This is a genomic window from Bacillus cereus group sp. MYBK108-1 (genome assembly GCF_051917185.1).
Lineage (GTDB): Bacteria > Bacillota > Bacilli > Bacillales > Bacillaceae_G > Bacillus_A > Bacillus_A cereus.
On the sequence record NZ_JBQAHZ010000033.1, the window covers coordinates 1 to 17,471 of the forward strand.

Below are 17,471 nucleotides of genomic sequence, written 5' to 3' on the forward strand. Positions count from 1 at the left end.
CGTCAGGGTTTATTTGATATGCCTACTTTTATAAAAACTACAAAAGATAATAAAAAATTACATGAAAAAACCACATTTTGTTTGAAAATATCCCTTAAGTTGATGGATGTGGGGTATTGCCACATTACTATCAACCTAAGATGAATTTATACCCATAATTCATAGAAAGCGTTATTCTTTTTGTAGAAATATACAGAAAGGGTGGCGTTTTTGTATGAATCTATCGATTCAAGATGAGTTTCATTTGTTCGCTGAAGAACTACAGCGATATCTATCTCCACATATTCTTCAACAGCTTGCACAAGAGACAGGTTTTGTAAAACGTAAAAGTAAGTATGGTGCACGAGATTTGACTGCATTATGTATCTGGATTAGTCAACAAGTAGCAAGCGATTCTCTGACTCGATTATGTAGTCAGCTTTATGCAAATACAGCTACACTTATGAGTCCAGAAGGACTTAATCAACATTTTAACCGTTGTGCTGTTTTATTTCTACAGCGTGTATTTTCCCTTTTAATCCAAAGTAAACTAAATGATTCTTCTCAAATCTCAAACCAATACATTTCTTATTTTCAACGTATACGTATTTTAGATGCTACTATTTTTCAAGTACCCAACCATTTAGCTTCTATTTATCCTGGTTCAGGAGGATGTGCACAGACAGCTGGTATTAAGATTCAACTAGAGTATGATTTACATAGTGGGAAATTCCTCAATTTTCAAATGGAACCAGGTAAAAATAATGATAAAACCTTTGGTACAGAATGTTTGGATACCTTACGACCAGGAGATTTATGTATTCGAGATTTAGGATACTTTTCTCTAAAAGATTTAGACCAGATGGATCAGCGAGGGGTATTCTATGTTTCGCGGTTGAAATTAAATAATAGAGTATATGTTAAAAATGAATCTCCAGAATTCTTTCGGGATGGGTCAGTAAAAAAGCAATCTTTATATGCTTTACTTGACCTTGAACATATCATGCATCAGATAAAACCGGAGATACTTATGAAATCCGAAATGCCTATGTTGGACAACAAAAATTACCCTCACGAGTTGTAATATACAGACTCACATCAGCTCAAGTTCATAAGCGTAGGAAACAGCAAACTTATGTTGAAAAGAAAAAAGGGGTTACATACTCTGAAAAAAGTAAACGTTTAACAGAAATCAATGTTTATATTACCAACATCCCATGGGAAATTGTTCCGATGGAACATGTTCACGAGATTTACTCTCTACGTTGGCAAATAGAGATTGTATTTAAAACATGGAAATCTCTTTTTGGTATCAATCATTGTCACAATATTAAGCGAGAGCGTCTAGAATGTCATCTTTATGGACAGTTAATTGCTATTTTTCTTTGTTCTTCCACTATGTTCAAAATGCGACAGCTGTTACTACAGAAAAAACAAAAAGAATTAAGTGAATATAAAGCAATTTATATGATTCAAGATTATCTGCAACTAGTGTATGAATCTATACAAAAAGACACCCAAGAAGTATCAAAAATTTTCCTTCGTCTGTTTGACCTCTTACAGAAAAACGGACGGAAATCGCATCGATATGAGAAAAAGACAGTCTTTGATATTTTAGGTGTCGTTTATCAGTGTACTGTATCCAATCTAAAGCAGAAAACTGCATAATATTTAAAAATACACCTTATCAAGGTTTATTTGGTATGCGTATTTTTAAGAACAAATAAACAAATTATCAAGCATGTAGGCAACAAGAACGGAAGTTCATGAAAGACCCACCCTTAGCTTGATGGGCATGTGTCTAACACCTCATCTATAACTTTTTTTATTTATTCTTACCTAATATAATATTTTCCTGCGCATCGAGATTGCTTGTTGTATAAGGAAGCCCTTCTTTTTTCCATGCAAGAAATCCTCCCTTTAAATTCACTACTTCCTTTATACCAGCTCTTTGTAAAATACTAGCTGCTATAGCGGAACGCAATCCGGTTCGACATTGTAAAACGATTGGGCAATCTTTTGGTATGCAATCTAGCTGCTTAAATAGATTTCCTAAAGGGATATGTATTGCATCATGAAGATGTCCTTCCCCCCACTCTTTTATACTACGTACATCGATAACCTTAACGCTACCATCCTTTATATGCGGATATAATTTAATCGATGTTTTTTCTTTGTAACTTTCAAATCTATCAAGTCTTTGTATAACTTGTAAGGGTGCAATAGCAATAATATTATCTAGCCCAATAGATTCAAAGTCTCTAATAACCTCCTCCACTCTAACCTTTTCCTCATCTAGAATGATTAAAGTTTCTGTTTTATAATCTAGTAACCATCCACACCAGGTTGTGAAGGAATTGTTATACGGTATGTTAATTGATTTCTCAATGTGACAAGAAGCAAAACTCTCTACATCCCTTATATCAACTATTTGCTGAACGCTCCTCATAACTTCTTGAAGTTCTTCTACTGTTTTAATAGCAAAAACTTTTCTTTTCTTACGAATTGGAGGACCATACTTATTTAAATTCTTCATTAAAGAAAAATACCCTGGAGGCTCTGGCTGTCCCGTCAATAAAGTCGATACAAAATCACTTTCTTCATTACACTGAAATGCCCAATTGAACATCTTTTCATAACCTAAGGTAGAAGTCGGAATTGCTCCTAATGCTTTTCCACATGCGCTTCCTGCACCATGTGATGGCCATATTTGTAAATAATCAGGGAGTGTTTTTATTTTTTGTATAGAATCAAATAATTGTTTCGCTCCTATTTTTGCGGTATCTTTCATACCTACAGCAGTCTCTAATAAATCGGGTCTTCCTATATCTCCAACAAATATAAAATCACCTGTGAATATTCCTATTGGCTTATCATTCGTATAGTTATTTTGACTTGTATCAGTTACTAAAAAAGAAATACTTTCAGGTGTATGCCCTGGTGTGTGAATTACATTAAATTTTATATGACCTACTTTAAACTCTGTCCCCTCTCTAACCAAATTATATCGACCTTCGTTAAGATATTGATATTTCCAATCACAATCACCTTCATCAGATACATATAAATTGGCATGATAAAGAGTAGAAATTTCTCTAGACCCAGAAAGAAAATCTGCATGAATGTGAGTTTCAGCCGCAGCAATTACTTCCATCCCCTCTTTCTTAGCAAACGCTATATATTGTTCTATATAGCGACCCGGATCAATTACAATTGCTACGCCTTCTTTCTGACAACCGACTAAATAGGAAGCATGTGCTAATTTTTCATCATAAAAATATTTTAAAAGCATAGCTATTCCCTCCAATTAGTTATTTCAAATTACTTTTCAATTTTTATAACCACTTTCTCTTTTCTCTTATAGGATCCCTTTCAACATAAAATTCCAATACATATAGGGCAACATATATCTTTTAAGTAAAAACATACTATATCGTTCTTTCGCTTGATTAAACGGAAACGTTTCTTGAGGCTCATGTTCATAGTTAAATTCAGCGAGTATAAGGCTTTTATAACCTGTAACAATCGGACATGATGTATATCCATCATATTTAGCCTGTAAATCTCTTCCGCTAAGTACGTCCATAATATTTTGTTTTAAGACGGGTATTTGTTTTCGAATTGCTGCTCCAGTTTTAGAGGTAGGTAAATTGGTACAATCTCCAATTCCAAAAATATTTTTATATTGCACATGCTGCAAAGTATACGGGCTTATATCTACCCACCCCTGATGATCACTTATCTCACTCTCTTTAATAAAATTAGGTGGCCCCATTGGTGGAACAACATGTATCATACTATACGGTACGGTTTCTCTTTTTAGTGTTTGCGTATCTTCAAAAATTGCCTCTCTCTTTTCGGCGATAATTTCCACTAAATTTTTATTATAATTCGTTATAATTTGCTTTCTTTCTAGTACTTGTTCTAAAGTATTTGCATATCGTGGAACCTGAAATATGTTATTGTTTGCAGAATAAAACATTACTTCACTTCTGTTTCTTACACCACTATTACAAAAATACTCCTCTGCTAAGTACATAATTTTTTGTGGAGCACCACCGCATTTAATAGGAGTATTGGGGTGGGTAAAAACCGCATTTCCTCCTTTAAATTTTTCAATTTCTCTCCATGTAGAATCAACATATTTATAGGAGTAATTACTACAAACGCCATTAGTCCCGATAGATTCCTTTAAACCTTTAATACCGTCCCAATTTATTTGTATACCGGCTGCTACAATAAGAATTTCATACTCAAGTAGCAGTCCGTCATCTAAAAGTATCTTATTTTCAGATGGAAATAACTTAACAACACTTTTAGGGATCCACGTTGCCCCTTTTGGAATAAGCGATTCCTGATTACGCATCGTACTTTCCTTTGAAACAATTCCTCCCCCCACTAAACTCCATAGTGGCTGAAAGTAATGTTTTTTTGATGGATCAATAATTGCTATACTTTCTTTCAATAGGGGTACATTTCGTAATAAATGTGCAGTAGAAGATAGTCCTGCAGTCCCAGCACCAATTACAATAATTTTATAACTATCTCTGGTCTTCATTATCCTCTTCCTATCTAAAATTGATTTTTAATTAATTAATTAGTAGCTGTATTTTCATCCTAGTAACATTATTATAATTTAAAAACACCATGTATTTATTTGATTAAAATGAAAATTTTGTTAATTTAACCATCAATATTACTTTATGCGTAAATCCCCTTTGTTACTTCCATTTTTTATATTTCTCAATGCTAGTCTTTGTCCTATCTTACTTTAATCACAGTTTCTCTCTACGCCCCAGGCTATCTTTAAAGACCCATGTGATTTCATATGTAAAAAAGCCCCTTTTATATCTAAAGGAGGCTAAGGATTATTCTTATTAAGCTAACACTTTGAGGTATCCCTAAAACAAAAATTTTATATAACTACAACCATTATTTATGAGAATTCAGGTCATTTTTTTCTTTTTGAGGAAGAATGAATTTCTTCGGTTGATGGGCATGGATTAGTCAATATATGTTGTAAAAACTGAACGGCTGATTTATTAAACCGTTGATTCAGCCCTTCCGGACTAATGAGTACTTCTGTGGATGCTTCTAAACAGCTAGATAACTGAGCTAAAGAGGTTGTAGCGATATTTTGACTCATCCATATACATAAAGCGACTAAATCTTTTGCTTGGTTCTTACTGGTTCGTTGTACAAAATCAGCATCTCCAGCAAGAACCCGTAAGACATTTGGAGATAGGGCACTCTGAATCCCTTGAACAAATAGTTGTAATTTATCAGACACAGAAACAGACATAAAAAACGCCATCCTTTCCCATAATTCTACAGAAAGAATAGCGTACTTTTACACTTTAAAGAAGAGTAAGAGAAACAACCAAAAGATAAGTAGATATTTAAAAAGGATTTTGAATACTTGATACAATAAAAATCTAAAAATTGTTATTCTTTCTGAATGTTACTTAATCCTTTTTCTAATTCGTTCTCTATTCTTTTTTCTAACCCTTTTACTAATTCGTTCTCTGTTCCTTTTTCTGTCTCTTTCTCCGCTTCTTCATTCTTCTTACTATGCCCCTCTAACATTCCCACCAATATTTCTGTAATTATTGACATAGGTATACCCATATCCAATAACATTTTAAGAAATTCAAATATACTGAGCCCCTGTGAGTTAATTGCATTATATTTGTTATTGATATGTTGTTCTATACTTTTTTCGGAAAGTTGATTATCCCTAGTCTTACTTTCAGGAATATATTTTTGATTATTGTTCACTATACGTGAAGTTGTAGTACTTAAAGATTTATTATTTAAAACTGTAGTATTTAAAGGATAAAACCTGTTATTTATGTTTGAACTGATTTTCATCTCTCATTTTCCTCTTTCTTTTTTGATAAATTTAATATGAAAGTTCATCCCATATTGTTATATCCCATATCCATTTATTATAAATATAATATAAATTTCTTTTAAACTTAATAGAACGTTATATTTATATGCTCTATTTTGCAATGCTTAAAAATCACTATAAATAGATGTAATTCCATTCTTCTTTGTAGGGAACCTATAGGACTGAATTGGATTTGTATATGAAATATAAATTTAGACATAAAAATACAATCTATTCTTATGTTTCGATAGAAAGAATAGATCGTATCTTTTCATTTAGGAGGTAGACGAAAGTCTTAGCTTGATAGCGATGGGGTACCGCCAAACATCCATCAACCCAAGATTTTTAAAGTACCCCCAAACGAAAAATTTTCTTTTCTACAGTTAGTTATTTATGAGAATTCAGCTCATTTTTTACATCCTGCGAGTAATTATTTAATCGTTTTCGTACTTCTGTTTGAATATAAATAAAATAAGTTCCATTCATCCAAAAAACACCCCTGATTTCCATTGTTCATAGGAAATCAGGGGTGTTTATCGGTATATAAACCTTTAAAATTATTAATAAGTCTTCTTTTAAAATACAAATGGTTAAACAGATGAAAGAACTTCGACTGTTATATTATCCCTTATTTTTTAAATACAGGTGCTATTTTATCAATGCGATTTGTCCAAATTCCACCTGTATAATCATCAGGAAGGCGTTTTATATCTTCAGATGAGTCAAATCCACTTGAAAATCCAAATCCATTTCCTCCTACAACGATAACTCTAGTATCTGCTTTATCCATTCGATTAAGAAAACGATTTGGCCATCCCCAAAGCCAAGGAGCTACTTTGTCTGGTATATGTAACTCTCCATGCTTCAAGCTTGAAGGCATGTAGCCAGTCCACCCTAATGCAATATAAGTAAGAAGATCCTTTTTCATGGTTGCTTTTGACATTGTTCGTAAACTAGGGATGCGCTCTTTTATCGCAGCAATTGGTTTATCGCCACCATATACAGTTAGTTGATCAAGGCGCTTCGCTGGTAATTTCTTGAGGTAAGTAGCCAATTGGATTCCTTCATTTTCATCATCACTTTTAATATGAATAAGAAAAGAACGGTCTGGAAAATGGGTAAGTACTTCATCAAGTGTTGGCATAAGATTAGTCCCTTTGCCACGAAACGGGAATGTTTTACCCCCATCAGCTGTATAACCGTAACCAATATCAAGTGCTTGTAGTTCTTTTGTTGTAAAATCTCTTGTAACACCTTTACCATTAGTACGGCAATCAAGAGTCCAGTCGTGAAAAATAACAAAATTATTATCTTTAGTTAGTTGAACATCAAACTCTACTAGATCAGCTCCAGCTTTAAATGCCGCTTCCATAGATGGAATTGTATTTTCTAAATAAGAATGTTCAGGTTTATTTATACGTTCTGCTGTACATGTATCGCTCTCAATCTCTTCCATGCTAAATGTTTGCGAAAGTCCTCGGTGAGCAAGAAGAAGAGGAGTTCCATCGTCCCTCTTAGCAAAAAAAGAACTGTTATTTACATAAACAAATGCGAATAGGATAAGAATTATCCAAGTCGTTTTACGTTTCAATAACCTTTTTAGTTTGTTCATTGTATGCTCCTCTTAAATTTTGGTTGAAATGCCTTAAACAATTTTCGGCATTTAAATACTGGTAAATATTAAAGCCTATCTTATTTTTTCGCAATGGATATAATTGTTAATTAAAGGCTGGTACTATGATATAAAACGGGAGCAATAGAAATCAATTCAATAACCACTCAACCTTCAATAAGAATAGTTTTGAAAGATTTCTATGAGAATTTAATATAAATGGGTATTTGTGATATCCTATTATTTAAGAATCAATTTACTATATGTATATAATTATCTGACAGCATCTTAATCACCTTATTGAAGGATTAAAGGCCGTCTAAATACAACTGGATAATAAATTAACATCATACCTACAAATGAGCAAACTAAATAAAAAATAGCCTCGTATTTTATTACTAGAGAAATATTATTATCAATCTTTTTTTTATCTCTTTTATATAACATTTTGAATAATACTCTATATAATAAATACCCAATAATTGCTCCCAGGGTGTTCATAGATAAATCATCAATATCTGTAATTCTATTATCTAGCAATTGACCTAACTCAATAGCCAATGAAAAACCGAATCCAGCATAGGCAGTACTTTTCATTCTTCTAAACTGTGGCCAAATAGTCGGCAATAAAAAACCTAATGGCATAAACAGTAAAATGTTTAAGACATAAGTAGTCATACCTTCAGAAGCAAATGGAATCAAGTTAATTTGATTTGCACGAATTAATGTCTCGTATCTACCTATGTCCCATATAGTCCCTATCTGCGTCACCTTATACACTAGTGAAAGGTAGAATAGAAAAACATAAACCCATAGAAAATGCTGAATAGATATATTTTTTTTCGTTTTAAAATAAAATCCAATTTGAAACATTATACAAAAAATAATAGTAAAAAAATAAGTATATAAATAATTAATCAAAACTCCTGAATGCATTTAAAATCTCCTAACTTTACATTGTAATCTATAACTTTGTCATTTTAGAATATAATTCAAGAACTGGTGGTCATAATTACCCCATCTATATTATTTACAGATATTTCACAAAATTAGTTTAATGGTATTTCAACGTCAATTGTCTTGTTTTGAAAAAAGGGATAATATGACATCGTATATTTTCCCCCTCAATACTTGCTGAAATGCTCTCTTCTTCTTTTAAATAATTCAGGTATTCTTCTAAGGCTAAATTCATTTTTTGCATAATCGTACTGTGAGGCAAACCGACATAGCGAATATGCCAAGGTTCATATTGAATACCTGTAACATCCGTTTTATCCGAGGGATAGCGTAAGATAAAGCCGTATTTCCAAGCATTTTTTTCTATCCACTTCCCTTCAGGTGCTCGGTCCATTTGCGTTAAGCCTGATCCTACATCAAGTGATAAACCTGAATTATGTTCACTATAACCTGCTGGTAAGGATAATCAGCCCCCATCTCATGGTAAAGTCTACTTTGCTCATCAAAGTCACAATAACCACTATTAATTAAAAATTGATTAATGCCTTGCTTTACAACATTATTAATCATCTCTGAAAATTTTTTGCTATTTCTTTTGATAAATAAATATTTGTATTAAGCAGCCCGTATCCGTTTATCAATTCATTATGTTTAGATAAATTTACGATATCTGATTTCACACCCTCTTGGCGCATAGGATATTTACTGTTAATTAAGAGCAGATTCCCTTGATAGATGTGTTCTTTTACAATCTCTTTCTTTTGAATAATTAAGGTAGTCCCTGTATTATCTATGTTATCTTTGTGATTTTGATCATATTTTTGAACCTCTACTTTATTCTGAAAAAACACCACTTCTTCATTTTCAGCTTCCTCCTTAAGCAAATGACTTGATGATAATGTCACGCTGATTCAACGCTGAAGATTTCGGATATGTAACTCTTAACGATTACTTTCTGCAAAGCGATGCTATATCTATATGGAGATACTCTATCCAGTGGTGTGTGCAGGAACATCCAAAACAGCAGATTGCTCATTTGACACAATTCGCTAAAAGGAAAAGAAATATTTGTGTCACTCTTTTTCTAAACATGTAAGCTATTTTAATCCACGCATAAGTTATCATATCTTTCTTTGACGAAATAAAAAAAGCTCGTTCTTATGGTTTAAGTCTACCGCATAAGAACGAGCCATTTTTTAATATTAAATTGTTAATTTCCTAAGAAAAAGTAGAGATAACCTTAAGAATTTCTTAAGAAACAGTGATTATTTTCTAAGAACCCCCTTTATTAACCGAGTCTTGGAAGACTGGAAGTTCTACCGTGAAAGTCGTAGAGTTATCATTACTTTCCGCGTAAATCTGTCCGCCATGCTGAACAATGATTTCTTTTGCAATCGCCAATCCAAGTCCCGCGCCGCCCGTATCAGAAGAACGGGCATCATCCAATCTGTAAAACTTTTCAAATATGGTAGCGAGTTTATCTTTCGGGATGTTTCCGGCGTTCTCAAAAACGATGGATACCACATCATCGGAGAGGTCCGCCGTAATGTCAATTACGCTGTCGTTCTCGCTGTATACAGCGGCGTTTTTCAAAATATTGTTAAAGACCCTCGCTAGCTTATCAGGGTCACCAAATACGGTCAAATCTTCAGAAGCATGGAGTACCACCTGTTTCCCCTTCGCAGCAAGCTGGGGATAAAATTCATCAGTCATTTGCACCAGCATATAGTATAGGTCTATGTGCTTTTTCGTGAGCGTAATCGTTTGAAGGTTATATCGCGTAATCTCAAAAAACTCGTCGATTAGCTGTTCCAGGCGATACGCTTTGTCTAACGTAATATGCACGTACTTTGCCTTTTGCTCTCTTGGCATGTCTGGTGCCTCGTCAAGCAGTATCAGATAACCGATAACTGATGTAAGAGGCGTTTTAATATCGTGTGCCAAGTACATAACAACTTCATTTTTCCTTTGTTCGGCCACCTTTGCATCATGCTCTCGCTTTTCAAGGGTTCGCTTTAATGTGTTGAGCTTCTGTTCCATGAACTCCATTTCCGCAGAAAGCTCAATTTGTTTATCTTCGTTCTGAATAAGTATATCAATACCGGTATTTATCTCTTCAAAGTATTTTACAAATTTTAAAAGCATAACTCGGCATAGAATAAGAATACTAATGGCAACCGCCACATAAATAAAAATTTCTATATTGTTCCGTATAGTATACTGATATATTATCATTGCATCCCAACGCTCTAAATGATAACTGTTTTCCAAAAAACGTACGATCCACTCTCCAAGTGTCCCTTGGATAAATAGACGTACAAATAGCACAAATACAACTGCTGCCATGACAATCGTAAGGATATATTGGTAGAGTTTTCGTTTTAATTTTGAATAATCGATTTTTTTATTCTTATTTTTATTTTTCAATTTTATATCCGATCCCCCATACCGTTTTTATATACTTCGGATTATCAACCGTGTCGTTCATCTTTTCTCGCAGATGTCGGATATGCACGGTGATAGTGTTATTGCTCTTGCTGAAATATTCGTCACCCCATATCTCATGAAACAGCTGCTCAGAGCTAACCACATTCCCCTTGTTTTCACAGAGGATACGCAGGATTGAAAACTCGGTGGGAGTGAGAGATAACGGCTTCTCGTTCAGAGAACACTCATGCGTGCTTATATTAATGACAAGACCAGAGTGAACGATAACATTCTCGTTCTGTGCCGTTACTCCATTGTATTTTTTATATCGGCGTAACTGCGCCTTGACTCGCGCAATTAACTCTAGTGGGCGAAAGGGTTTTGTAATATAATCGTCCGCACCAATTGTTAGCCCTGTAATTTTATCTACTTCCGTATCTTTCGCCGTCAACATGATAATTGGATAGGTGTGCTTGTCCCTTATTTTTTGACAGATAGTGAGACCACTTACGTCGGGAAGCATGATATCCAATATTGCAAGGTCAAGCACATTCTTATCTATACATTCCAATGCTTCTTTGGCGGTATAGTATTTGAAAACCGTATAATTCTCGTTTTTCAAATACAGCTCAACCAAATCGGCAATTTCGCGTTCATCTTCCACAATAAGTACTTTATCACTCATGGTTACCAATCCTCCTCTATGGATGTGCTTTTTTCAATTGGAATTTTTTCCGAATAACGAGCCTATCATACCTATCACTCCAAGTAAAGTCCTATTGTTGCATACAGACAGAGTCGGTTTCACAAAATAGATTTTTGATTTACCCATTTATTAAGATTTAATTTTATGCCAAGAATAAAAGATCTATCGGATTCAAAATCATTTACAATAGATAGAGCAATATACTCTCCCTTTAGAAAAAGGAAACAATTCCGCCTTAAATTGACTTTGTATAATCTTAACTTGATAGCAATGTCGCGCTAGCCAAAATACAAATATCTTCTTCAAAAAAAGAAAAGCGGTAACTAATGTATGACTGTGACCTAGTTTTACCTAACTTGGATTGAACCCCCTTATTGTAGATTTTTATGTTATTATTAATAATTGCGGTACATGAAATTATTAATAATAACATAAAAAAAGCTCCCCTGAAAGGAGCTCCTTACATTACAAAACACTTAAGAAATCCTTCTAATAACAGCTCTACTTAAGATTTAGAGTATGGTTATAACTCATCCCTCCCTGTTTGTTACGATAAATCATTGGTCGAAGACTAATCTTTTTCTTTTTATTATTTCAAGCTCTTTAGATTTTTTCTTTTTGTGAAATTTACCTCTATACAAATTAACTAGATAACAAAACGTAAAATAACAATGCAGCTGCCTCTTGTCGTTTCATACTTTGTTTTGATAGATAATCTGCTGATCCATCTTCATTATATATAACCTCAGGCCCTACTAAGCGATGACCTACAATGTTTTTCACGGATTCTATTGCCCAATCATCAGTTTCTCCCTTTAAAGTTGCATCTGCAGATGGCGCTCCTAACATTTTTAAATACTGCCAGGTAATCCATGCTGCTTCTTGTCTAGTAATTGCACGGTCTGGATGGAATTGTTTCCCTTCTTTTTCATATAAAATACCAATTTCATATAACTTTTGAATATGTGGTGCATAAGGATGATTTTTCACATCAGAAAACACTGGTTCTTTTTTTGAAGGTGGCGTAAAGTAAGCAATTTGAGATAACCAATATGCAAATTCTGCTCGTGTAAGAGAAGATTCTGGAGTAAAATTCCCCTCCTTATTTGCTTGTAATACCTCGTATTGATGTAAAGGATTTATAAACTTAGCATATGGATGATTTTCATCTACGTCTTTAAATCTCTCAGGCTCACTTAACTTCACTGCTGAGCTGCCAGAGTTCCAATGTATCATTTCTTTTACGGTACCATCTTTGTGAAGTTTAAATGCCATATAATTCCCTTTTTCATCTTCAAATAGTAAAGGGTCTATTTGTTTTAGCTCCTGTTTACCATATACTTTATCACTTACATATAACTTCCCTTCACTTATGTTTACATGTGACATTAGGTTTTTTAATCTCAAATCTCGGTAAACCCCTTCAAATTTCTTTAATTCTTCTTCATTAGGGTTTAAATATTCAGGCTTTGTTTTATCTGGGAAATATTGATTCATAAAATCATCAAATACTTCAACAGGTAGTGCTGAACTATCTTTATTTGTAACAACAAAAACTCCAATTTTATGCTCTGGAATTAACCACATTAAAGATGAAAAACCTGGTATATTTCCACCTTTACCAAACACATATTGTCCATTATGACTTTGCGGTGAAAAGAACTCAAATCCGTATGTCATATTAGGATATTTGGGATGTAAAGCAAATTTTGTTTTTTGCATATCTTCTACAGTTTCTTTTTGTAGTATTTGGTTATTTTTAAATTTACCATCATTCAATTGAGCAATCATGAAATTGGCTACATCACTCCCTGTAGAAAACATACTCCCTTGTGGCATATCTGTTGGTCTTGTTTGATAAAATGGGATGGCATTACCTTTAGCATCATATCCTGTTGCCAACTTTTCTTTAATAAAATTAGTCATAACAAAACTACTATTATGCATTTCTAGAGGGTAAAAAATATTTTTGGCCATATATTTGTAAAAAGGTGTGTTTGTCAGATTTTGAACAATATACCCTTGAAGCATAGAGGCAAAATTATCATATGTATATGTATCTCCGGGCTTTCTCACTACAGTGGGCATATTATCTTCTACATAATCTTTAAGCATTGTATAATCATTTTCTTGATAATGGATGTCCTCGGGTCTAGGATCTACGTAATCAAACCCTGTTGTATGGGTAAGTAAATGTCCCATTGTAACTGGTTCACCCATGTTATTTTGGTACTTTAATCCCCCCATATAATTTACTATATCTTTATTTAAATCAATTTTTCCTTGTTCAACTAACTGCATGACAGCACTTGCAGTAAAAACTTTTGATATTGATGCTAATCGAAAAACTGTTTTTTTAGGATCGATGGGAGTATTCTTTTCTTTATCAGAAAATCCGAATCCCTTTTGAAATAGAATTTGATTATCCTTTACAACGACAAGAGCTACACCAGCTGCATTTTCTTTTTTCATTTTCTCTGGAATCACTTTATTGGTGAATGCTTCTACATCTTTAGGATTTAATGTTATAGATGCAAAAGTTTCGGCTTTTGAATAATTGCTCCCCAGAAAAAATAACAAAAAACAAACACTTACAGCTATTAACCTTTGAAAATAAATTTTCATTCTTTTATTCCTATTACCCAAATTAATTCCCCCTTTAATACTAGATTTATTGATTAATCAGCTACAGATTAATCCACCATATTCTACCACTATATGGTTATTTTTTTCAATTTTTCTTCTATTCCGTCATTTGTTAACTGTTCGTCTGAGGAATTAGTCTATATATAATTAGTTCTTAGTTATAGAAAATGATTTAGCATACAAAAACGCTAGACAGTCTTTAATATAGACTTTTGTCGGCAAGTTTTTCCTAACTTCCTATATACTGAAAACACCCATCCTTTATCATTAATAAAACTGGATGGTTGTTTTGTAACGCTTTAATTATTCTATTCTTACTGGGTATTAAGATATCTAAATGGATAAATTATTACAGTTAAAAAATCGTTCAAAAGCTTACTCTCCTTGAACTCCACCCACTTTCACTTCATTTAGAAATGAGGGATTCCTAAGTAAAGATTCTTTCAAACTCTAATTGACTAGGCTATCCCCGCATCCCTTGCGGTTTGAAGCCTTATCGCTTCATTCTTAAAAAGAAAAAAATATGAAATTTTATATCATTATGTAAGACATTTAATATCAAATATATTACATTCACTATGAAATTAGTTTATTTATAGGATTTCTATAGATAAACAAGGTACTAAATTGACTCTTAAGAAGTCATAACATTACATTTGTCTAAAAATTGAAAAAATATGTGTAGATATATATCATCTTAAATACATATATAATTAATTTTAATTCTCTGACATAATTCCACATCATTCTTAAACCCGTTTTTTGTGCATTATGAAATAAAATATTACACAATGTCAGTCTTTAAAAGATTATATATCAAAACTTTTAGAGAGGAAGAAAAACTATGAAGGTGAAAAGGAAAATCATGATGACAACAGCACTTGCAGCAACATTAGCTACAGGTGCACTACCTACCACATCAGTGTTTGCTGCAGAAAAAGAAGCTCCTATCCAACAAAACGAAGCACAAAAGAGTATTCAACCTTTTGCACAAAACAATTTGGAAACAGCCGTTCAAGCTGCCTTAAACGGTCCAGAAGTCAAAAAAATCAAAGTATTTGAGCATGAATTTAACGTAAAAGAAATAGAAGTAGTAAATCTAGGTGCAGGAAAAAAATATGTTAAGGGACAAATTTCTCATCATTTAAGTTTCCGTCCAGATGATCAATTTTATTATGAGTTTACTGTGCAAGATGGAAAAGTAGTAGATAAGCCTGTATTTAGTATTGATAGAGGTGGTTGGACACCATTTGCTGCTCCACTTTTATCAATTCTTGCTGCTTATAATGGAATTCCAGTTAATCCAAATGATTTAAATACACTTGGTCAGCAGATTGGTAAAGTTATAGATGGAAGCTGGGAACATGCAGCCCAATCAATCGCAACTGTAGTTAGTCTAAGTTTTAATGAGTAGAATTTTTCAATTTTTATTAGCATTGTAGGGATTCATTTTTTGTAATCAGCCTTGTTATAAGAGATTCTAAAACAGCTATTAATAAATTTTTACCACTCATTCACATTATCTTGATTTGTTTACCACCTTATCATTCATTATATGTCACAAAATAGAAGTCTTTTTTAGGACTTCTGTTTTGTTTGTATACAATACGATAAACAGTTGTTTTTTGGAGGCTATACTTCGATTTTTCAAGAATCCGTTTGGCTATTAGGTACAATTCATTAAAACAAATTATTAAAGTCTCAAATAACTTACTCCCCCTATTTTTAATTATTTTTAAATACAAAAATTTATTATATTAAGAATGAAAAACAATAAATATAGGAAAAAATCATCTAGCAATTGTTTAAAGGTCAGGAGAGATAAAATGAAGAAAATAAAAATGAGAAATTTCATTAAAATTAGCATCCTCACCTGTATTACACTAGCAAGTTTAAGTACACCATCTACTATTTTAGCTGATAGTCATTCAGGTTATTCCTATGAATCCAATATAGGATATCAAAATCCAGCGTGGATGTCGAAAATAGAAGATTCTACAAAATTAAGTGAAATATCTATTCCAGGGACTCACGGTACAATGGCTTTACATGGAGCAAGCTTTCTTGATGAAAATTTGACAAGAAATCAAACTATGAGTCTATCCCAACAATTAAATTCTGGAATCCGATATGTAGATATGCGTGTTAAACGTGTAAAAGATTCTTTTGCAATGTATCATGGCATTGTAAATCAAAAAGCTGTGTTTGAAGATGTATTAAAAGAGACAATTCAATTTTTAAAAGATTATCCAACAGAAACAATATTAATGCGCCTAAAAGAAGAAACTACTCCTGAAAGCGGCTCTCTATCATTTGAGGAGATATTTTTAAAATATAAAAACGTTAATGCTTCATATTTTTGGAATCCTAATTCCGTACCAACTTCAGATAGAAATAACCCTACTTTAGGAGATACCCGCGGGAAAATTGTAATCTTACAAAACTTTACATCTACTCAATTGTACGGTATTGATTACGAAGGTTTGAATATACAAGATAAATTTGAAATTGGAAGCGGACCAGACGAAATATATGCAAAATGGATTGCGATAAAAACCCATCTACAAAATGCAAATACTAATTTTAATAATGGAAAAATTCATCTCAACCATTTTAGTGGTACGGGAGGCGCAGCAGCATTTTTAAATAATGTATATCCTTGGTTTGTTGCAAGCGGAAAAGAGAGCAGAAATACTGATAGTAGTCCTAAATTGATTCAAACGAATTCCACAAATGCATGGAGTGATTTCCCTCGCGATAGAAACGGACAAGTATACTATGGGGGAATGAATACACTTGGGACCGAACTCTTACAACAAGGCATAATTAAACATTCTGGTATCATCGCAGCTGATTTTCCTGGTCCAGGTTTAATTGATAGTATCATTAAATTAAATGGTATACATTCTAATGAAAAAGAAATATTAATTTCGCAAATACCATCTGAATCTAGTCCTTTATCCGGGCAACAAAATCGATCCAGTCAAAACTTTAAAATTGATAGTTTACCTGTAGGTACCAAAGAATTAAAATGGGTTATTGAGCCTTCAGAAAAGGATTATCCTTCTACTATCTCTTTCAATGTAATGATTGATGTTCCCCTAGGAATAGATTCTACTCGTTGGAAAAACATTTCACATGGATCTAGGACTGAAGCTTACACAAATACTAAATATTATATTGCAAGTCCAATTGGTGCCACTAGCAAATTCACAGTGAAAATATATGCTATTACATATTAGAAAATAAAG

Annotated in this window: 10 protein-coding genes and 3 pseudogenes; 3 read left to right on the forward strand and 10 right to left on the reverse strand. The window is 33.0% G+C overall.

Translation table 11 applies throughout. The features are described from left to right. Nucleotides 1–214 precede the first annotated feature (214 nt). Nucleotides 215–1,647: pseudogene (locus ACTFSL_RS27685) on the forward strand (IS4 family transposase). 157 nt (nucleotides 1,648–1,804) lie between these two features. Here the strand turns inward: ACTFSL_RS27685 and ACTFSL_RS27690 are convergent. From ACTFSL_RS27690 to ACTFSL_RS27735, 10 genes and pseudogenes are all read right to left on the reverse strand, one after another. Then, on the reverse strand, nucleotides 1,805–3,271 hold the full coding sequence (locus ACTFSL_RS27690) for an MBL fold metallo-hydrolase (protein ID WP_088338329.1): 1,467 nt from the start codon (nucleotides 3,269–3,271) through the stop codon (nucleotides 1,805–1,807). Nucleotides 3,272–3,337: 66 nt separating this feature from the next. Beyond that, the gene (locus tag ACTFSL_RS27695) at nucleotides 3,338–4,537 is read right to left on the reverse strand and encodes an FAD/NAD(P)-binding oxidoreductase (protein ID WP_063538560.1); all 1,200 of its coding nucleotides are present in this window, start codon (nucleotides 4,535–4,537) and stop codon (nucleotides 3,338–3,340) included. Nucleotides 4,538–4,987: 450 nt separating this feature from the next. After that, nucleotides 4,988–5,281, reverse strand: a pseudogene (locus ACTFSL_RS27700) (IS4 family transposase); the annotation flags it as partial. 143 nt (nucleotides 5,282–5,424) lie between these two features. Continuing rightward, a complete protein-coding gene (locus ACTFSL_RS27705) occupies nucleotides 5,425–5,850 on the reverse strand; it encodes a hypothetical protein (protein WP_088338328.1) in 426 nt (141 codons plus the stop codon). 650 nt (nucleotides 5,851–6,500) lie between these two features. Further along, on the reverse strand, nucleotides 6,501–7,484 hold the full coding sequence (locus ACTFSL_RS27710) for a glycerophosphodiester phosphodiesterase family protein (RefSeq protein ID WP_088338327.1): 984 nt from the start codon (nucleotides 7,482–7,484) through the stop codon (nucleotides 6,501–6,503). Nucleotides 7,485–7,781: 297 nt separating this feature from the next. Then, entirely contained in the window at nucleotides 7,782–8,420 is a 639-nt protein-coding gene (locus ACTFSL_RS27715) for a VanZ family protein (RefSeq protein WP_063538552.1), read from the reverse strand. 113 nt (nucleotides 8,421–8,533) lie between these two features. Continuing rightward, nucleotides 8,534–9,325, reverse strand: a pseudogene (gene vanY / locus ACTFSL_RS27720) (VanY-A/VanY-F/VanY-M family D-Ala-D-Ala carboxypeptidase). 388 nt (nucleotides 9,326–9,713) lie between these two features. After that, a complete protein-coding gene (gene vanS / locus ACTFSL_RS27725; RefSeq protein WP_088338326.1) occupies nucleotides 9,714–10,868 on the reverse strand; it encodes a vancomycin resistance histidine kinase VanS in 1,155 nt (384 codons plus the stop codon). Then, nucleotides 10,858–11,553 carry a vancomycin resistance response regulator transcription factor VanR-A gene (gene vanR-A / locus ACTFSL_RS27730; protein WP_001281108.1) on the reverse strand — a complete coding sequence of 232 codons (696 nt, stop codon included), beginning with the start codon at nucleotides 11,551–11,553 and terminating at the stop codon, nucleotides 10,858–10,860. Before vanR-A ends, vanS begins: the two co-directional genes overlap by 11 nt. Nucleotides 11,554–12,216: 663 nt before the next feature. Beyond that, nucleotides 12,217–14,199 (reverse strand): serine hydrolase, encoded by a 1,983-nt coding sequence (locus ACTFSL_RS27735; protein WP_063538993.1) that lies wholly within the window; start codon nucleotides 14,197–14,199, stop codon nucleotides 12,217–12,219. Between the two features lie 865 nt (nucleotides 14,200–15,064). Here ACTFSL_RS27735 and ACTFSL_RS27740 point away from each other — a divergent pair. Both ACTFSL_RS27740 and ACTFSL_RS27745 read left to right on the forward strand, forming a co-directional pair. Continuing rightward, entirely contained in the window at nucleotides 15,065–15,634 is a 570-nt protein-coding gene (locus ACTFSL_RS27740; RefSeq protein ID WP_088338325.1) for a methyltransferase, read from the forward strand. Between the two features lie 412 nt (nucleotides 15,635–16,046). Continuing rightward, a complete protein-coding gene (locus ACTFSL_RS27745) occupies nucleotides 16,047–17,462 on the forward strand; it encodes a phosphatidylinositol-specific phospholipase C (protein ID WP_063538546.1) in 1,416 nt (471 codons plus the stop codon). Nucleotides 17,463–17,471 lie beyond the last annotated feature (9 nt).

Bases quoted from the DNA above. Each gene is read 5' to 3' on its own strand.
- ACTFSL_RS27690 (WP_088338329.1), bottom strand. From the start codon at position 3,271: ATGCTTTTAAAATATTTTTATGATGAAAAATTAGCACATGCTTCCTAT.
- ACTFSL_RS27695 (WP_063538560.1), bottom strand. From the start codon at position 4,537: ATGAAGACCAGAGATAGTTATAAAATTATTGTAATTGGTGCTGGGACT.
- ACTFSL_RS27705 (WP_088338328.1), bottom strand. From the start codon at position 5,850: ATGAAAATCAGTTCAAACATAAATAACAGGTTTTATCCTTTAAATACT.
- ACTFSL_RS27710 (WP_088338327.1), bottom strand. From the start codon at position 7,484: ATGAACAAACTAAAAAGGTTATTGAAACGTAAAACGACTTGGATAATT.
- ACTFSL_RS27715 (WP_063538552.1), bottom strand. From the start codon at position 8,420: ATGCATTCAGGAGTTTTGATTAATTATTTATATACTTATTTTTTTACT.
- vanR-A (WP_001281108.1), bottom strand. From the start codon at position 11,553: ATGAGTGATAAAGTACTTATTGTGGAAGATGAACGCGAAATTGCCGAT.
- ACTFSL_RS27735 (WP_063538993.1), bottom strand. From the start codon at position 14,199: ATGAAAATTTATTTTCAAAGGTTAATAGCTGTAAGTGTTTGTTTTTTG.
- ACTFSL_RS27740 (WP_088338325.1), top strand. From the start codon at position 15,065: ATGAAGGTGAAAAGGAAAATCATGATGACAACAGCACTTGCAGCAACA.
- ACTFSL_RS27745 (WP_063538546.1), top strand. From the start codon at position 16,047: ATGAAGAAAATAAAAATGAGAAATTTCATTAAAATTAGCATCCTCACC.